Source organism: Streptomyces tirandamycinicus (assembly GCF_003097515.1).
GTDB classification, from domain to species: Bacteria; Actinomycetota; Actinomycetes; order Streptomycetales; family Streptomycetaceae; genus Streptomyces; species Streptomyces tirandamycinicus.
Window position 1 is genome coordinate 2572472 of record NZ_CP029188.1, and the last position, 17432, is coordinate 2589903.

Here is a 17432-nt window from a genome sequence, read left to right on the forward strand (position 1 = left end):
AAACGCACGTACTTCATTCTCCCATGAGCGGGGCCGTGAACCGGGCGGGCCGATCATCCAGGACCGCGGGATGCCCTCTCGTCGGATCCTCCAAGGGCGAGCAGTACGGCGAGCTGCCCGGGCATGGTGTCGACGGCGTGGCCGAAGACGTCCTGGGCGACCCGCCATTCCCCGGGCCGGGCGGCGGCGTACTCCTGCCAGCGGCGGACGAGTACGAGGGTGCCCTCCTCACCGGGGAGGTCGGTGAGGCAGTCGGCGAGGGCGTCCCAGTTCCGGCCGAACCAGGCCGGGAGCCCGAGGTCGGCGGCGCAGCGGTCCATGAAGGTCTTCTTGTCGGTGACGCCGTGGAGGTCGAGCACGGTGATGTTGCGGCCCGGGGTGGCGCCGAACAGTGCGGCGAGGGGACCGTTTCTCATCGGAGTACCACCCTGAACGTCTGGTAGTGGTCGTCGGTGTAGTAGACCTCCCCCTCCCGTCCCGTGACGATGCGGCGTGCGCCGCGGTCGCGCTCGCCCGGCGTGGGCACGGTGTACTCCCGGTAGTAGCCCCGCTCGCGCTCGGGCAGCATCCCCTCGAGGTTGCCGAAGGTGCTGCCGTCCTTCCGGTACGGGAAGGGGCCGCCGTCGTCGATCAGCCGCAGGGTCTCGCGGGCCTCCTGCGGCAGGTCGAAGGTGCGGACGGTGGCGAGGGCGGCGGGCGCCGTGGCGGCGGGGCTGTGCCCGGTGCCGGCGCCGCCGCCCGGGCAGCCCGTCAGCAGCAGGGCGGTGAGGGCCGTGAGCAGCACGAGGACGAGCGGCGAGGACCGGTTCGGCATGCCGCCGATGCTGTCACGCAGGGGCGGCGAAGGCGGTGAGGAGCGCCCGGCGCGGGGCGGGAACGCCCGTGCAGCAGGTGCAACAGATGCAGCAGATGACGAGGCCCGCGCTCGGGGTGACGGAAGCGTCACGAGCGGCCGGTACGCCGCCGGGCGCGTGCCACCGGTCTCCCGGCGGCCCGGCATCCCGGCGCCTGCGGCCCGATCCGCGCACGCCGCCGGACGGCCCGGCGACGACACGTCCCCGGCACCCCGCCCCGCGACGACACGTCCCCGGCACCCCGCCCCGCGACGGCGCGTCCCCGGCACCCCGCCCGGCACCCGGCGCGTCCCCGGCGCCCCGCCTCGCCCCGCCGTGACCGCGCACGGCGGGCGGACCGGATCAGCGCCCGCGGTCAGTGGTCCGGGTCGGCCCGCTCCAGCGCCGGGCGCGGCGCGGGGCGGGACTCCGTGAGGAGGTAGTCCGCCGCCGCCGTGTCCGTCACCAGGCTGGTCACCAGACCGGACCGCAGCACCGCCCCGATCGCCGCCGCCTTGCGCTGGCCTCCGGCGATGGCGACCACCTCGGGAATGCGGCGCAGCCGGTCGGCCTCGACGGTGATGCAGCGTTCGCCGAGGTCACGGCCGACGCGTCTGCCGTCGGCGTCGAACAGGTGGGCGGACATCTCGGCCGCGACACCGAGCGAGGCGTAGTGCGCCCGCTCCTCGTCGCTGAGCATGTCGTGCACCGTCGAGATGCCGGGCTCCCACGAGCCGATCGAGACACAGGCGACCGTGACCTTGTCGAAGTACTCGAAGGCGCGGGCGATGCCCGTCTGGTTGCGCAGCGCGGCCGCCGTCGCCGGGTCCGGCAGCAGCATCGGCGCGTAGATCGGGTGCGCCTCACCGCCGGACACCTGCGCGGCGCGCCGCACCGCCTCCACCGAGCCGCGCTCCGCGGTCCCGGCGTCGTACACCCCCGTGAGCTGGACGACCGTGCAGGGCGGCAGCCGGTCGAGCGCGGCCGCCATGTGGATCGTGGAGCGGCCCCAGGCCAGACCCAGCACATCCCCCTCGGTGACGAGCTCACCGAGGAGATCCGCCGCGACCTCTCCGAGGTTCTCCGGGTCGGGCGACTCGTCCGCGCCGTCGGACGGGGACTCCACGACCACCGCGTGCCGCAGTCCGTAGCGGGCGCGGAGCGCGTCGGAGCGCTCCGCGTCCAGCTCGGCTGGGACGCGGATCTCGATCCGTACGAGGTCGCGTTCGAGCGCGGTCTCCAGGACCCGGGCCACCTTGAAGCGGCTGACGCCGAACTCCTCGGCGATCTGGATCTTGGACTTGCCCTCGAGATAGAAGCGTCGGGCCATGGCCGCCGCCTGCACCAGCTCCGCGGGTCCCATCCGCAGGGCCGACCGTCCCGCCGACATAGCAGACACCGCGCTCTCCTCACTGCTGTTCACACTCCGGAACCGCCATCCTGACAGATCCGGGTGTTGTTGATCAGCCCGGTAGGGCCCCGTTCACCGAGCCGTGGCTCAGTGGTCGCACGCCCAGGGCGCCGACGCGATGGTCCGGTCGGCCTGCTCGCGCAGGGTCCGGACGGCCTGCGCCGGGTCCTCGGCTCCGTAGACCGCGGATCCGGCCACGAACACGTCGGCGCCCGCCTCGGCGCATCGCTCGATCGTGGACGCGGAGACCCCGCCGTCGACCTGGAGCCACAGCTCCAGACCGTGCTTGTTGATGAGCTCCCTGGTGCGGCGGATCTTGGGGAGCATGATGTCGAGGAACGCCTGGCCGCCGAAACCGGGCTCCACGGTCATGACCAGCAGCATGTCGAGCTCGGGGAGCAGGTCCTCGTACGGCTCGATGGGGGTGGCGGGCTTGAGCGCCATGGCGGCGCGCGCGCCCTTGGCCCGGATCTCCCTGGCCAGCCGCACCGGGGCCGCGGCGGCCTCCGCGTGGAAGGTGACGGAGCCGGCTCCGGCCTCCACGTACTGCGGTGCCCAGCGGTCCGGGTTCTCGATCATGAGATGGCAGTCCAGCGGGGTGTCCGTCGCCCGGCTCAGCGACTCGACGACCGGAACGCCCAGCGTCAGATTGGGCACGAAGTGGTTGTCCATGACATCGACGTGGAGCCAGTCGGCGCCCTCGACCGCCTGCGCCTCCTCGGCGAGTCGGGCGAAGTCGGCGGACAGGATGCTGGGGTTGATCTGGGCCATGTGCCAAGACTGCCATGCTCCCGGGCACTTCTCGGCCCCGGATCCGGAGGAAGCCGCCCTTTCCGCGGCATCGCCCGCTCCAGGGGCAGCGCAATCACCATGAATCCGGCATCTCGCACCGGACCGGTGGTACCCGCCCGGTCCGCCGGACTGTTCCCGCCGGGCCCCGCCGGGCCTGCCGCCCGGCCGATCCCGGCCGATCCCGGCCGAGGGTCACCCGGTCCGCTCACCCGGCAGGCACACGCCGCCCCGGTCTCGGGCCCCAGTCGGCACACGCCGCCCCGGTCTCGGGCCCCAGTCGGCACACGCCGCCCCGGTCCGGGACCCCGGGCGGCACACGCCGTCCGGGTACGAGGCCCGGGCGGCGCAGCGCCGTCAGGCCGTGCGGCGCAGCAGTGCCAGGTACATGGCGTCCGTGCCGTGGAGGTGCGGCCACAGCTGGACGTCCGGGCCGTCGCCCAGGGCCGGTACACCCGGCATCAGGGGGCGGGCGTCGATCCACTCGGCCCGGATCGGGCCGCCCTGCTCCCCGAGCACGTCGTCGACGACCGCGCGGGTCTCGGCGGGATGCGGCGAGCACGTGGCGTATCCGACCACTCCGCCGACCCGGACCGACTGCAGCGCCTCGCGGAGCAGGGCCCGCTGGAGCGGGGCGAATCCGTCCAGGTCCTCGGGGCGGCGCCGCCAGCGGGCCTCGGGACGGCGGCGGAGCGCGCCCAGACCCGTGCAGGGCACGTCGACGAGGACCCGGTCGAAGGCCCCCGGCCGCCAGGCAGGGCGGGTGCCGTCCGCGGTCACCACCTGGTACGGGCCGGGATTGCCCGCCAGCGCCCGCTCGACGAGACGGGCCCGGTGCGGCTGCTTCTCGGCCGCGACCAGGGCGGCACCGCGCTCGGCGGCCAGCGCGCCCAGCAGGGCCGCCTTGCCGCCCGGCCCCGCGCACCCGTCCAGCCAGCTCTCGTCCGGGCCGTCCAGCGGCGCTCCGGCGAGGGCGAGCGCCACGAGTTGGCTGCCCTCGTCCTGCACCCCTGCCCGTCCTTCCCGCACCGGGCCGAGGGCGCCCGGCTCACCGCCCTCGGCGAGCCGTACGGCGTACGGCGACCAGCGTCCGGGCAGCCCGCCGTCCTCACCGAGCAGGGAGAGCAGCTCGCCCGCGGTCGACCGGCCCGGCCTGGCGACCAGCGTCACCTCGGGCCGCTCGTTGTCGGCCGCCAGCAGGTCCTCGATGCCGGCCCGGCCGCCGCCCAGGGCGTCCCACAGGGCCGAGACGACCCAGCGGGGGTGCGAGTGGACGACGGCGAGGTGGTCCTCGGGGTCCTCGTCGTAGGGCGGTGCGACCAGCTCCAGCCAGCCGTCGAGGTCGTGCCGCGAGATCCGGCGCAGTACGGCGTTCACGAACTTGGCCCGGCCGTCGCCGAGGACCACCCGGGCCAGCTCGACGCTCGCGGACACCGCGGCGTGGGTCGGGATGCGCGTGCCCAGCAACTGGTGCGCGCCCAGCGACAGTACGTCGAGGACCGGCGGGTCGACCTCGCGGAGCGGCCGGTCCACGCACTCGGCGATGATCGCGTCGTAGGTGCCCTGCCGGCGGAGCGTGCCGTACACCAGCTCCGTGGCGAGAGCCGCGTCCCGGCTGTCGAAGCCGTCCTGCTCACGGGCCCTGCGCAGCAGCGGGGGCAGGACGAGGTTGGCGTAGGCGTCGCGCTCGTCCACGGCCCGCAGCGCGTCGAAGGCGAGGATCCGTACGGGGTCCTTCTTCGGGGGACGGTAGGGCTGGGAGGGACGGCGACGGCTCTGCTGGCTCAAAGGTGCTCCGCGTTCCGGAAAGGTCGAACCCCTTCAGCCTACGACGGCCGGCCGGGCGCCCCGCCCCGTCCCCGCCCTTCCCGACCCTTCCCGGCCCTTCCCGGCCCTTCTCGGCCCTTCCCGACCGTTCCCGTCGGTCCCGGGGCCGGCGCCCGCGCTCGGGAGCCGAGCGTCTCGGGTCCTGATCGTGCGGCCCGCGCTCAGGAGCCGAGCGTCTCCCCCGGGGCGATCCGCACGCCGCGGGCCCAGTCGGCGGCGCGCATCGGCTTCTTGCCCTGCGGCTGGACCCAGTGCAGTTCGACGGCGTGCGAACCGGTGCCGGCGAGTACGTGGTTCTTGCCCACCGAGAGCTCCCCGGGTGACAGCTCCGCACGGTCCGGCAGCGGCCTCACGTTGATCAGCTTCAGGCGCTCACCGCGGAACAGCGTCCAGGCGCCGGGTGCGGGAGTGCAGCCGCGGACGAGGCGGTCGATGCGGAGGGCCGGCGTGTGCCAGTCCACGTGGGCGTCCTCGACGGTGATCTTCGGCGCCAGGGTGACCCCGTCGGCCGGCTGGGGCACGGCTTCCAGGGACCCGTCCTCGATGCCGTCCATGGTCGCGGACAGCAGCCCGGCTCCCGCGAAGGCGAGCCGGGTGAGCAGGTCGCCGCTGGTGTCCGTCGGCCGCACGTGCTCGGTGACCACGCCGTACACCGGGCCCGAGTCCAGCCCCTCCTCGATCCGGAACGTGGAGGCGCCGGTCATCTCGTCACCCGCGAGGATCGCGTGCTGCACCGGGGCCGCGCCGCGCCAGGCGGGCAGCAGCGAGAAGTGCAGATTGACCCAGCCCCGGGCGGGGATGTCCAGCGCCTCCTTGGGGAGGAGGGCCCCGTAGGCGACCACGGGGCAGCAGTCCGGCGCGAGTTCGCGCAGCCGGGCGAGGAAGTCCTCGTCCCTCGGCCTCGCGGGCTTCAGTACCTCGATCCCGGCCTCGTGCGCCCGCTGGGCGACCGGGCTGGCCACCAGGCGGCGGCCGCGGCCCGCGGGGGCGTCCGGACGGGTGACGACCGCCACCACCTCGTGCCGGTCGGAGGCGATCAGGGCGTCCAGGGCGGGTACGGCGACCTCGGGGGTGCCTGCGAAGACAAGTTTCACTGGTAATACCTCGCTCTGTGTACCGGGGTGATCGCGCGACGCACCAGTCTATGGGGCGGGCCGACAGGGGGCGCGCGGACTGACGTGCGCCCCGCGCATGTGCGCTCGCACCTGCGGAGCGTGACCAGATCACCTGGTGGCGCGTTGTCAAGGGAGATTGACCGAAGCGGGCTGCCGGTGCGGCCCGACCCCCTTTCAACTCCGGTTCGAGAGGCTTGTTCGTGACTCCACCCACGCGTAGACGCGCGGGCTTCCTGCGTCGGTGGCCGAGCCGCCGCGCAGAGGACCAGCCCGGCCCTGTCGAGGACGTTCGTCGCGCCGACGTGGTCCCCGTTCGCCGCGAACCCGCACGCCGTGCACGGCAACCTTTCCCGGGTCACGCGGTTCTCCGTCGCGACGTGCCCGCAGTGGGAGCACGTGCGGGAGGTGTCGCGCGCGGCCACCGGGACCACCAGGCGACCGGCACTCTCAGCCCTGTTCGCCGGGATTGCGAGGAACTGCGCCCAACCCGCGTCGAGGGTTGCGCGGTTGAGCCCGGCGTTCGCGGCAGCACCGTCCGGGAGGAAGCCGCCGGGCCGCTCGGGGTCGGCCGTGGGTACGGGGCTCTTGGTCACACCCGCCGTGTCCAGCCGCTCGTGCGCGATCACGTCGTGGTCGCCGACGAGCGCGCGGGCGGTCCCGGGGTGGATTCCCCCGGTGGGCGGCAGCTCCTCGGCGAGCACCTCGTCGCAGGCGAGGACGACGTACCAGCGGTTGCCTTCGCGCTTGACGCTGATCGTCCTGACGCGGCCCCGCCGCTCCGGGTCGACCGCGCGGATCTCCCTGAGCTGCGCGGACCGGTCCCCGTACGTGATGCTCGTCTTCGAGGTGTGCCGCCGGGCGTCCCGGCGCTCCCGCAGCACGCCGTTGTGCCGGGAGCGGTGATCGCGCGGCGTCTCGCCCAGCGCAGCCGTCCGGCGGGCCGTGGGTCGCGGGAGGACGGTGTGTGCGCGGATCACCGCTCACGCCACCGCCCGGCGCGGAGCCCTTCGGCGAGAAGGACGCAGGCGGCGGCGCCGTTCGAGATGCCCAACCGCTCGGCGTATGCCTCGGCCTGCCGCTTCGGGTCCCGTGAGACGCGTCGGTTCAGCGACTCCCGGCGATCACCTCTCGCCACTACCACGATGCCACCACTTCGCGATGCGCTGCGGACCTGTGCACACAGCCGAGGCCGGAGCAGCGCCGAGAAGCAACTCCCGCACCGGCAAAGCCGGTGGTCCCCTTGCTAGGAGAACTGATGGCCGACCACGCAACCCACGACGCCCAAGCCCGGGCAAGTCTGCACCTGCTGGTGCGCGACATCGAGCGGGTCCGCCGGCAGGTGGACGCTCTGCGCACGCTCACGGCCCAGTTGGGGAACGTCTACCGTCCACGTCGCTCGGGCCCGTCCACGGGCTTCGTCGTCTACGGCCGGGCGCCCGCCCCGACCGTCCGTCTCGCCCAGGAACTGCGGGACAGCGTCGAGACGTTGGTGACCGCCGCGGTCGACTTCGACCGCTCGCTGGGCTTCTCGTGGGATGCGGTGGGGTCGGCTCTGGGCGTCACCAAGCAGGCGGTGCACCGCCGTTACGGATCACGGCGGGCGGCGCCGCAGCCCACCGCCCTGCCCGCGGAACCGGAACCGGGGGCGACCCGCACCATGCCGGTCGCCCCCGCTGTGCCGGCCGCACGCTCCATGCCGCCGCAGCCGGGCCCCGGCGGCCATCCGCTGCGCGACGAGGTCCGCCACCACAGCGCGTTCCCCGGCCCGCGCAACGGCTGACCCGGCCCCTCCCCCGGTCCGCCCCGGCACACCCTCGCGGTGCACCGGGGCGGACCCTCCCGTGCCCTGCAGTGCCGTGCTCTGCCGTACCGAGGCGGTGCGGGGGGCGGGGCCCCGGCGGTGCGGTGTGTCATGCCGAGCCGAGCCGGTACGGCGCCGCCGCGAACGCAGGCGGTCACATCCGGCGACGGGCGGACGGGGCCGCGGGCCCGCACCGCACGCCCCGCGGCCCCGCCGGGCCCGGCGCAATCCCTCGCGGAACGGACCCGCAGCACCGGCACCCGCACCGGCACCGGGAAACACCCCGAGGGTGACCGCCCGAGCGGCGCGTACCGCACGGGCCACACGTCAGCCGATGTCCGGCGGGTCCACCCGGATCCGTACCGGCTCGCCGCCCCGTGCGAGCCTCGCGGCCTGGGCCGACTTCAGCGCGGCGGCGAGTGCGGCGCCGCTGCCGGGCGGTACGCGCAGCAGGGCGCGCTCCCACTGCTCCCCCGGCCCGCGTCCCCCCCGAGGGGCCTGCGGAGGGTCGCCGGGGCGGCGCGGCCGCCCCGGAGGGGGCGGCGGGAGGGGCACCGGCCCGAGCACCTCGGCGTCGCCGGGAAGGGACACTCCGGCCAGGAAGTCCGCCACCGCCTCCGCCCGCCCGGTCACCGAGGCCATCCGCGACACCGGCGGGAATCCCAGCTCGGCGCGCTCCGCCAGCTCGCGCCGGGCATGACCGGCCGGATCCCACCGCACCAGGGCCTGGACCGGACGCAGCGTGGGCTCGGCGACCACCACGACCGTGCCGCCCTCCGTCTGGCTCCGCACCAGTGCGGCGGCCCCCGTCCAGCGCCGGAGCGCCTCCTCCCCCGCCCGCAGGTCGGGCCGCCCGAGCATGGCCCAGCCGTCGAGCAGCAGCGCCGCCGCGTAGCCGCCCTCGGCCACCGGCTCGGCGCCCGGCGTGCTGACCACCAGCGCGGGTCGGCCGGGTACGGAGTCCAGCACGTGGTCCCGCCCCGACGTCCGCACGGGCACCGCGGGAAACGCCCGCCCCAGTTCCTCCGCCGTGCGCCGGGCCCCCACGATCCGGGCGCGCAGCCGCGCTCCGCCGCACTCGGCGCAGTGCCAGCCGGCGGCGTCCCGTCCGCACCAGCCGCACCGGAGGTCCTGCTCCCGCGGGGCCTCCAGCGGTCCCGCGCAGTGGCCGCAGCGCGCGGGCGCCCGGCAGCGCTCGCAGGCCAGCTTCGGCACGTAGCCGCGGCGGGGCACCTGGACCAGCACCGGACCCGAGCGCAGCCCCTCCCGTACGGTCTGCCACGCCAGCGTCGGCAGCCGGGCGGCCCGTGCCGCCTCGTCGCGGGCGAGATCGCCGTCGCCGACCGTGCGGATCAGCGGCGCGGCACGGCGCACCTGTCCACGGTCCGCGGCCAGCGGCCGCGCCCAGCCGGTCTCGACGAGCTGGGCGGCCTCCACCGTGCAGCTCACGCCGCCCAGCAGGAATCCGCAGTGCTCGTGCGCCGCACGCAGCAGCAGCACCTCCCGGGCGTGCGGCAGCGGCGCGTGCTGCTCGCTGTGGCTGGAGTCCCCGTCGTCCCATATCGCGACCAGCCCGAGGTCCCGGACCGGCGCGAACATCGCCGCGCGCGTCCCGACCACCGCCCGTACCGAGCCGCGCCGCACGGAGAGCCACTGCCCGTACCGCTTCTCGGGGCCGGCCTCCGCGGTGAGGACGGCATGGCGTCCGGCGCCGAGCAGTTCGGTCAGGGCCGCGTCCACCCGGGCCACGGCCCGCCCGTCCGGGAGGACCACCAGCGCACCCCGGCCGGACGCGAGGGTCGCCGCGACGGCCACCGCCAGCTCACCGGCCCACTGCGGTCCCGGCAGTGCCGTCCACACGGCCCTCGGCACGCCCCCGCCCGCCAGCGCGTTCAGAAAGGCGGGACCCTGCTCGTACCGGGTCCAGGTGCCCGGCTCCGGCGCCGCCGGGGACGGCAGCGGAGGGGGCGACGGCCGGGACTCGGCGCGTGCGCTCCTGGGCGGCACGGCGAGCTGGAGCACGTCGGCGAGACTGCCCGCGTACCGGTCGGCGACCGCTCTGGCCAGACCGAGCAGTCCGGGGCTGAGCACGGGCTCGGGCGAGACCACGCCCGCGAGGGCGGCGAGCGGGCCCGAGTAGTCGGAGTCGGCCCGCCGCTCGACGATGAACCCGTCGATCAGCCGGCCGCCTTCGCGGCGGCCCTCCCGCACCTGGTGGGACCCGGCGCCGAAGCGCACCCGGACCCGCACCCCGGGCTGCGCGTCCTCGTCCAGTTCCTCGGGCACCGCGTAGTCGAAGTACTGGTCGAGGTGGAGTACGCCCTTGTTCACCACCACCCGGGCCACCGGCCGTTCCCCGGCGAGGGCCGCTCCCCGCCAGGTGCGCGGCTTGGCCCGCGGCTTCGCGGCCTTGCGCACGGTCTCCCGGATCAGCGCAAGCTGCTCCGGCGAACCGTCCCCGGGCCGCTCGGAGGCTTCGTCGGCGCTGCTCACAGCCACATTCCTACCAGACGGCACGGACAGTGCCGCGGGCCCGCGAACCGCCGTCCCGGCACCGGCGCGGCCGGGGACGCGGGACGGCGCGCACCGCGAGCGGCGAACAGCCCACCGCGACCGCCGAGCGGCCGGCGAACGGGGGCCGGCGAACGGCTCGGCCTGCGGACGCCGACCGGCGGGCGGCCCACGCGGACCGGCGGGCGGCCGGTGGGGAAGGCTCCCGGACCTGCTCACGGCCCGGGGCCCGCCCTCGGCTCAGCACCCGCTCACGCAAGGCGCCCGGCTGGGAAACCCAGCCGGGCGCCTGCACCGTCTGCTCACGGCCTGATCGACACGACCGCGTGGTACGGCGACCGCGTGGTACGCCGACGCCGGGAAGCCGCCCCCGGGCGGCCGCGGCCCTCGTACCGGACGGATCCCGTCAGAGGCCCGCCGCGGCGCGCAGGGCGTCGACGCGGTCGGTGCGCTCCCAGGTGAAGTCGGGGAGCTCGCGGCCGAAGTGGCCGTAGGCGGCGGTCCGGGCGTAGATCGGGCGGAGCAGGTCGAGATCGCGGATGATCGCCGCCGGGCGGAGGTCGAAGACCTCGCCGATGGCGTTCTCGATCCTCTCCACGTCGACCGCGGCGGTGCCGAAGGTCTCGACGAACAGGCCCACCGGCTCGGCCTTGCCGATCGCGTACGCGACCTGGACCTCGCACCGCGAGGCCAGCCCCGCGGCCACCACGTTCTTGGCGACCCAGCGCATCGCATACGCCGCCGAACGGTCCACCTTCGACGGATCCTTCCCCGAGAACGCCCCACCGCCATGGCGCGCCATCCCGCCATAGGTATCGATGATGATCTTCCGGCCGGTCAGGCCCGCATCACCCATCGGACCCCCGATCTCGAACCGGCCGGTCGGATTCACCAGCAGCCGATAGCCCTCGGTGTCCAGCTTGATACCGTCCTCCACGAGCTGCCCGAGCACATGCTCCACCACGAACTCGCGAACATCCGGCGCCAGCAGCGAGTCCAGATCGATGTCCGACGCATGCTGCGAGGACACCACCACCGTGTCCAGACGGACGGCCTTGTCACCGTCGTACTCGATGGTGACCTGGGTCTTGCCGTCCGGACGCAGATACGGGATGGTCCCGTTCTTGCGCACCTCCGACAACCGCCGGGACAGCCGGTGCGCCAAGTGGATCGGCAGCGGCATCAACTCGGGCGTCTCGTCGCACGCGTACCCGAACATCAACCCCTGGTCACCCGCGCCCTGCCGGTCCAGCTCGTCGTCATCGCCCTCGACACGGTTCTCGTACGCCGTGTCCACACCCTGCGCGATGTCCGGCGACTGCGAACCGATGGACACCGAGACACCGCACGAAGCCCCGTCGAAGCCCTTCTTCGAGGAGTCGTAGCCGATCTCGAGGATCCTGTTGCGCACCAGCGTGGGAATGTCCGCCCACGCCTTGGTCGTCACCTCGCCTGCGACGTGCACCAGGCCGGTGGTGATCAGCGTCTCGACCGCGACCCGGGAGGACGGATCCTCCCGCAGCAACGCATCGAGGATGGTGTCGCTGATCTGGTCAGCGATCTTGTCGGGGTGGCCCTCGGTCACGGACTCCGAGGTGAACAGGCGACGGGACACAACGCTCCCTGGGGTTGCAGCGGCTGCTGGCTGATCATTGGCGGACCGGCCGGGGGGCTGCGCCCCACGTCGTTCCGGGGCACAGTTTATCGGGCACTCCCCTTGACCGGACCAGCGTCTCGCTCCCCGGTCGGCGAACCGTGGGCCGAATCACCCGCCACGGGGCCGCCCACGACGGCGAGGCACAGCCGGAAGGTCCGGTTTGCCCGGTTTTGGCGCGGCCTTCGCGAGGTGGGGGAAATTCATCCCCGATTCACCCCGGTCCGGCGTGTCCACCGCCCGTGCCTACGGGTGGGCAGCGCGTCACATCCCGCCCCGGGCGGCGGGCGCCGGCAGCGGCGTCACACCGGACCCGTCACCCAGCCGGACCGCGACCAGGCCCGGACACCGGACTCGTCACCCCAGCCGGGCCGCGACCAGGTCCCAGACCGTGTCCGCCAGTCCTTCCTTGGGGCCGTAGGGGACCGGCGTCTCCGTGCCGTCCGCGGCCAGGACCACGGCCTCGTTCTCCTCGGAGCCGAACGTCCTGCGTTCCCCCACCTCGTTGACGACCAGCAGGTCGCAGCCCTTGCGGCGGAGCTTCTCGCGCCCGTTGGCGAGCACGTCGTCGGTCTCGGCGGCGAAACCGACCACCAGCTGCCCCGGGTGGGCCCGTGCCGCGGAGATCTCGGCGAGGATGTCCGGGTTGCGGACGAGGGCGATCGGCGCCGGCTCCTGCCCGTCCCGCTTCTTGATCTTCCCCTCGGCGTACACCGCCGGGCGGAAGTCGGCCACCGCGGCGGCCATCACCACCACGTCGGCGTCGGGGGCGGCCTTGAGCACGGCCTCACGCAGTTGCACCGCGGTGGAGACGTGGACGACGTCGACGCCGGCCGGGTCGGCCATGCCGGTGTTGGCCTCGATCAGCGTCACCCGGGCCCCGCGGGCGGCGGCGGTACGTGCCAGCGCGTAGCCCTGCTTGCCGGAGGAACGGTTCCCCAGGTAGCGGACCGGGTCGAGGGGTTCACGGGTTCCGCCGGCGCTGACCACGACATGGCGGCCGGCGAGGTCGGGGGCCTGCACTCCACGGGCCAGCACCCGGCGGCAGACCTCGAAGATCTCGCCGGGCTCCGGCAGCCGGCCCTTTCCGGTGTCGGCGCCGGTGAGCCGGCCGACGGCGGGGTCGATGACGACGGCGCCGCGGCGGCGCAGCGTCGCCACGTTCTCCCGGGTGGCCGGGTGCTCCCACATCTCGGTGTGCATCGCGGGCGCGAAGACGACCGGGCAGCGGGCGGTGAGCAGGGTGTTGGTCAGCAGGTCGTCGGCGAGGCCGTGGGCGGCCCTGGCGAGCGTGTCGGCGGTGGCGGGGGCGACCACGACGAGGTCGGCGTCCTGCCCGATCCGCACGTGCGGAACCTCGTGGACGTCCGTCCAGACCTCGCTGGAGACCGGGTGCCCGGACAGGGCGGACCAGGTCGCGGCACCGACGAACCGGAGCGCGGAGGCGGTGGGGACGACCCGGACGTCGTGTCCGGACTCGGTCAGCCGGCGCAGCAGCTCGCACGCCTTGTAGGCGGCGATTCCGCCGCTGACACCCAGAACGACCCTCGGCTTGTCCACTGCCTCTCCCGCCACCCCACCGATCACGACACGTATCGCCTCTATGACACACCACAGGCCCGGCGGGTGCTCCGCCGGGCCTGTGGTGACAGTGCCTCGTGCTGCCCGGGACCGGTCGCGGCCCGCCCCGGGGCGGTACTACTGAGCCGGGCCCTCGACGGCCTCGGAGGTCAGCAGGCCCGCGTTGATCTCGCGCAGGGCGATCGACAGCGGCTTCTCGTGCACGTGGGTGTCCACCAGCGGACCGACGTACTCGAGGAGCCCCTCACCGAGCTGCGAGTAGTACGCGTTGATCTGGCGCGCGCGCTTGGCGGCGTAGATCACCAGGCTGTACTTCGAGTCGGTCGCCTCGAGCAGCTCGTCGATCGGCGGGTTGATGATGCCCTCGGGCGCGGTGATGGAAGAGGACACGCTCTAGCCTTCCGAAGAAACTACGGGGGAGATCAGAAAGATCAGACAACTTCCATCAAGGCTAGCAGCTCACGCGCGACGTCCTCGACGGAGGTGTTCACCAGGGTGGTGTCGAACTCCGGCTCCGCCGCCAGCTCGACCTTCGCGGCCGCCAGCCGCCGCTCGATGACGTCGGGGGCCTCGGTGCCGCGGCCGGTGAGGCGGCGGACCAGTTCGTCCCAGCTCGGCGGGGCCAGGAAGACCAGCTGGGAGTCCGGCATGGACTCCCTGACCTGGCGCGCCCCCTGGAGGTCGATCTCCAGGAGCACCGGCTCCCCGGCCTCCAGGCGCTCCTGGACCGCCCGGCGCGGAGTGCCGTAGCGGTTGCCCGCGAACTCCGCCCATTCCAGCAGCTCGCCGTTGGCGACCAGCTTGTCGAACTCCTCGTCGCCGACGAAGAAGTACTGGACACCGTGACGCTCTCCGGGGCGCGGCTTCCGGGTGGTGGCCGACACCGAGAGCCAGACCTCGGGGTGGACCTTGCGCATATGGGCGACGACCGTGCTCTTGCCGACCCCGGAGGGGCCGGAGAGCACGGTCAGCCGCGGACGTACCTCTGCTGCCATGCAGCGATTATCCAGGTTCCCGGGAGTGCCCGGGAACGTCAGGCGGGACCGCCGCCGAACTCGCGTTCGAGGGAGGCGATCTGGTTCGAGCCGAGACCCCGCACACGGCGGCTCTCGGAGATGCCCAGTCGCTCCATGATCTGCTTGGCGCGGACCTTGCCGACGCCGGGGAGCGACTCGAGCAGGGCGGAGACCTTCATCTTGCCGATGACGTTGTTCTCCTGGCCCTGCTTGATGACCTCGTGGAGGGAGGCGCCGGAGTGCTTGAGTCGATTCTTGACCTCGGCCCGCTCCCGGCGAGCCGCGGCGGCCTTTTCGAGCGCGGCTGCGCGCTGTTCAGGGGTAAGGGGCGGAAGAGCCACGCCTACGTCACCTCGGATGTCGAACTGTCGGATACGGACCGGTGAGGAACCTAGTCGGCCCACACCAGGCGAGCAACGAACAACGCAGTGGCCGTTGCATCGCTGACTCTCGACGGAGACTAGCGGCCTGGACCGCTCCAGTCAGCGAGAACAGCGGAAAAGTCCTGGTCAGCATCGGCCGACTCGGATATTCCAGACATACCGACCCGCCATCTGTCAAGAAAACATCGGTCGAAGGCGCAGATGAGCGCCCTGCCGAGCGACCCGGCAGGGCCCTCGGAAGGCCGGGCTCCGCCCCTGCGGCCCCACCGGAGCGCCGACGCGGACCACCAGCGGACCCCGGGACGGACCCGCGAACGGACCCGGGGCGGACTCAGGACGGACCCGCGAACGGACCCGGAACGGGCCCGGCAGGGATCTCGCGGCGGAACCCCGCGAAGACCCGGGAACGGAACCCGCGGCAGACCCCGCGGCGGACCCCGGAACGGAACCCGCGAAGACCCGGGAGCGGCCCCGGGCGCGCCCCGCGGGGGCTACGCTCCGCCGACCGCCACGCGGATCTCCTCGGCGAAGCGCTCGGCCGCCGCACGCAGGGCGGCCGCGTCCGGGCCGTGGCGCAGGACGCCTCGGCTCACACTCGGCACGACGTTGCGCACGGCGTCGCCGAAGACGCCCGGCAGGTCGGCCGGCGTCGCGCCCTGGGCGCCGATGCCCGGCGCGAGGAGCGGGCCGTTGATGTCCAGGTCCACGCCCGCGACGCCGAGCGTGGCGCCGACCACCGCGCCGACCGGGCCCATGGGGTCCGCCCCGGCGTTCTCGTCGGCCATGTGGTTCAGCATGAGCTGGGCGAGCGAGCCGCCGCCGGACGCCGTGGCGCGCTGGACCTCGGCGCCCTCCGGGTTGGAGGTGAGGGCGAGGACGAAGACCCCGCAGCCGCTGAGGACGGCCTGGTCGAGCGCCGGGCGCAGTGACCCGAAGCCGAGGTACGGCGAGACCGTCACGGCGTCGGAGAACAGCGGCGAGTCCTTCCGGAGGAACGCCTCCGCGTAGGCGCCCATGGTGGAGCCGATGTCGCCGCGCTTGGCGTCCATCAGGACCAGCGCCCCGGCGGCCCGGGCCTCCGCCACGGCCTGCTCCAGCACCGCGATGCCGCGCGAGCCGAAGCGCTCGAAGAACGCGGACTGCGGCTTGAGGACGGCGACCCGGTCGGCGAGCGCCTCGACCACGGTGCGGGTGAACCGCTCCAGGCCGTTGACGTCGTCGTCCAGCCCCCAGGCGGCCAGCAGCGACGCGTGCGGGTCGATCCCGACGCAGAGCGGGCCGCGGGCGTCCATGGCCTGGCGCAGTCGGGTGCCGAAGGGTTCCGGGGAACTCATGCGGTGGCTGCCTTTCGGGTCTCGGCGCCGACGGCCTCGGCGAGGGTGGCGTAGGGGCTCGCGGCGAGCCGGGCGGCCAGGCCCTTGTGGACGGCACGGGCGTAGAACGGGCCCTCGTAGACGAAGGCGCTGTAGCCCTGGACGAGGGTGGCGCCGGCCAGGATGCGCTGCCAGGCGTCCTCGGCGTTCTCGATGCCGCCGACGCCCACCAGCGTGATGCGGTCGCCGACGCGGGCGTACAGGCGGCGGAGCACCTCCAGGGAGCGTTCCTTGACGGGTGCGCCGGACAGCCCGCCGGTCTCCTTCACCAGCTCCGGGTCGGACTTCAGGCCGAGGCCGTCGCGGGCGATGGTGGTGTTGGTGGCGATGATGCCGTCCAGTCCCAGTTCGACGGCGAGGTCGGCGACGGCGTCCACGTCCTCGTCGGCGAGGTCCGGGGCGATCTTGACCAGGAGCGGGACGCGGCGGCCGGTGACCGTGCGGTCGGCGGCCTCGCGCACCGCGCGGAGCAGGGGGTGCAGCGCCTGGGTGGCCTGGAGGTTCCGCAGGCCCGGGGTGTTCGGCGAGCTGACGTTGACCACGAGGTAGTCCGCGTGGGCGGCGAGCCGCTCGGTGGAGGTCACGTAGTCGGCGACGGCGTCCTCCTCGGGGACGGCCTTGGTCTTGCCGATGTTGACGCCGACGACCGTGCGGAAGATCTCTCGGCGGGCGGCGAGCCGGGCGGCGACGGCGGCGGAGCCGTCGTTGTTGAAGCCCATGCGGTTGATCAGCGCCCGGTCCGGCACCAGTCGGAAGAGCCTCTTGCGGGGGTTCCCAGGCTGGGGCTGCGCTGTGACGGTGCCGATCTCCACATGGTCGAACCCGAGCATGGACATGCCGTCGATGGCGACGGCGTTCTTGTCGAAGCCGGCGGCGAGCCCGAAGGGTCCGTGCATCCGCAGGCCGAGCGCCTCGGTGCGCAGTTCCCCGTAGCGGGGCGCGAGCGCGGCGGCGGCGAAGGTACGCAGCACCGGGACGCGGACCGCCAGGCGGATCCACCGGAAGGCGAGGTGGTGGGCCTCCTCCGGGTCCATCCGCCGGAAGACCAGGTTGAAGAAGAGCTTGTACATCTCAGTGGTGTCCTGTTGTCCTCACGAGGACGGGTGTCCTCACGAAGAGGGGGACACCGGTTCGGTGT

Annotated in this window: 16 protein-coding genes; 1 reads left to right on the forward strand and 15 read right to left on the reverse strand. The window is 73.9% G+C overall.

What is annotated here, in order from left to right:
• Nucleotides 1-53: 53 nt before the first annotated feature.
• The 7 genes from DDW44_RS11320 to DDW44_RS11350 all read right to left on the reverse strand — a co-directional run bounded on the left by DDW44_RS11320 (nucleotide 54) and on the right by DDW44_RS11350 (nucleotide 6952).
• Nucleotides 54-416 carry a barstar family protein gene (locus DDW44_RS11320; protein ID WP_018892453.1) on the reverse strand — a complete coding sequence of 121 codons (363 nt, stop codon included), beginning with the start codon at nucleotides 414-416 and terminating at the stop codon, nucleotides 54-56.
• The gene (locus DDW44_RS11325) at nucleotides 413-814 is read right to left on the reverse strand and encodes a guanyl-specific ribonuclease (protein WP_108906341.1); all 402 of its coding nucleotides are present in this window, start codon (nucleotides 812-814) and stop codon (nucleotides 413-415) included. Before DDW44_RS11325 ends, DDW44_RS11320 begins: the two co-directional genes overlap by 4 nt.
• A gap of 395 nt (nucleotides 815-1209) precedes the next feature.
• On the reverse strand, nucleotides 1210-2256 hold the full coding sequence (locus DDW44_RS11330) for a sugar-binding transcriptional regulator (protein ID WP_108906342.1): 1047 nt from the start codon (nucleotides 2254-2256) through the stop codon (nucleotides 1210-1212).
• A 75-nt stretch (nucleotides 2257-2331) separates the two neighbouring features.
• Nucleotides 2332-3015 (reverse strand): ribulose-phosphate 3-epimerase, encoded by a 684-nt coding sequence (rpe, locus tag DDW44_RS11335; protein WP_017949522.1) that lies wholly within the window; start codon nucleotides 3013-3015, stop codon nucleotides 2332-2334.
• A gap of 375 nt (nucleotides 3016-3390) precedes the next feature.
• The gene (locus tag DDW44_RS11340) at nucleotides 3391-4821 is read right to left on the reverse strand and encodes an RsmB/NOP family class I SAM-dependent RNA methyltransferase (protein WP_108906343.1); all 1431 of its coding nucleotides are present in this window, start codon (nucleotides 4819-4821) and stop codon (nucleotides 3391-3393) included.
• Between the two features lie 200 nt (nucleotides 4822-5021).
• The gene (fmt, locus tag DDW44_RS11345; RefSeq protein ID WP_018892456.1) at nucleotides 5022-5954 is read right to left on the reverse strand and encodes a methionyl-tRNA formyltransferase; all 933 of its coding nucleotides are present in this window, start codon (nucleotides 5952-5954) and stop codon (nucleotides 5022-5024) included.
• Nucleotides 5951-6952 carry a zinc ribbon domain-containing protein gene (locus tag DDW44_RS11350; RefSeq protein ID WP_425275632.1) on the reverse strand — a complete coding sequence of 334 codons (1002 nt, stop codon included), beginning with the start codon at nucleotides 6950-6952 and terminating at the stop codon, nucleotides 5951-5953. The genes fmt and DDW44_RS11350 overlap by 4 nt, the downstream gene beginning before the upstream one ends.
• A gap of 278 nt (nucleotides 6953-7230) precedes the next feature.
• Between DDW44_RS11350 and DDW44_RS11355 the strand changes: the two genes are divergently transcribed.
• The gene (locus DDW44_RS11355; RefSeq protein ID WP_017949518.1) at nucleotides 7231-7755 is read left to right on the forward strand and encodes a hypothetical protein; all 525 of its coding nucleotides are present in this window, start codon (nucleotides 7231-7233) and stop codon (nucleotides 7753-7755) included.
• 348 nt (nucleotides 7756-8103) lie between these two features.
• Here the strand turns inward: DDW44_RS11355 and DDW44_RS11360 are convergent, their stop codons facing one another.
• From DDW44_RS11360 to DDW44_RS11395, 8 genes are all read right to left on the reverse strand, one after another.
• On the reverse strand, nucleotides 8104-10269 hold the full coding sequence (locus DDW44_RS11360) for a primosomal protein N' (RefSeq protein WP_108906344.1): 2166 nt from the start codon (nucleotides 10267-10269) through the stop codon (nucleotides 8104-8106).
• 424 nt (nucleotides 10270-10693) lie between these two features.
• Nucleotides 10694-11902: a methionine adenosyltransferase gene (metK, locus tag DDW44_RS11365; RefSeq protein WP_108906345.1), complete on the reverse strand. Its 1209-nt coding sequence runs from the start codon at nucleotides 11900-11902 to the stop codon at nucleotides 10694-10696.
• 396 nt (nucleotides 11903-12298) lie between these two features.
• Nucleotides 12299-13501, reverse strand: coding sequence for a bifunctional phosphopantothenoylcysteine decarboxylase/phosphopantothenate--cysteine ligase CoaBC (coaBC, locus tag DDW44_RS11370; protein WP_108906346.1), 1203 nt, complete (start codon nucleotides 13499-13501; stop codon nucleotides 12299-12301).
• Between the two features lie 138 nt (nucleotides 13502-13639).
• Nucleotides 13640-13912 (reverse strand): DNA-directed RNA polymerase subunit omega, encoded by a 273-nt coding sequence (rpoZ, locus tag DDW44_RS11375; RefSeq protein ID WP_003982715.1) that lies wholly within the window; start codon nucleotides 13910-13912, stop codon nucleotides 13640-13642.
• Between the two features lie 41 nt (nucleotides 13913-13953).
• Complete coding sequence (gene gmk, locus DDW44_RS11380; protein ID WP_017945587.1) at nucleotides 13954-14517, reverse strand: guanylate kinase; 564 nt, start codon at nucleotides 14515-14517, stop codon at nucleotides 13954-13956.
• Nucleotides 14518-14555: 38 nt separating this feature from the next.
• Nucleotides 14556-14879, reverse strand: a complete 324-nt coding sequence (locus tag DDW44_RS11385) for an integration host factor (protein WP_017945586.1) — start codon at nucleotides 14877-14879, stop codon at nucleotides 14556-14558.
• Between the two features lie 533 nt (nucleotides 14880-15412).
• Nucleotides 15413-16255 carry an orotidine-5'-phosphate decarboxylase gene (gene pyrF, locus DDW44_RS11390; RefSeq protein WP_017945585.1) on the reverse strand — a complete coding sequence of 281 codons (843 nt, stop codon included), beginning with the start codon at nucleotides 16253-16255 and terminating at the stop codon, nucleotides 15413-15415.
• On the reverse strand, nucleotides 16252-17364 hold the full coding sequence (locus DDW44_RS11395) for a quinone-dependent dihydroorotate dehydrogenase (RefSeq protein ID WP_108906347.1): 1113 nt from the start codon (nucleotides 17362-17364) through the stop codon (nucleotides 16252-16254). Before DDW44_RS11395 ends, pyrF begins: the two co-directional genes overlap by 4 nt.
• Between the last annotated feature and the right edge of the window lie 68 nt (nucleotides 17365-17432).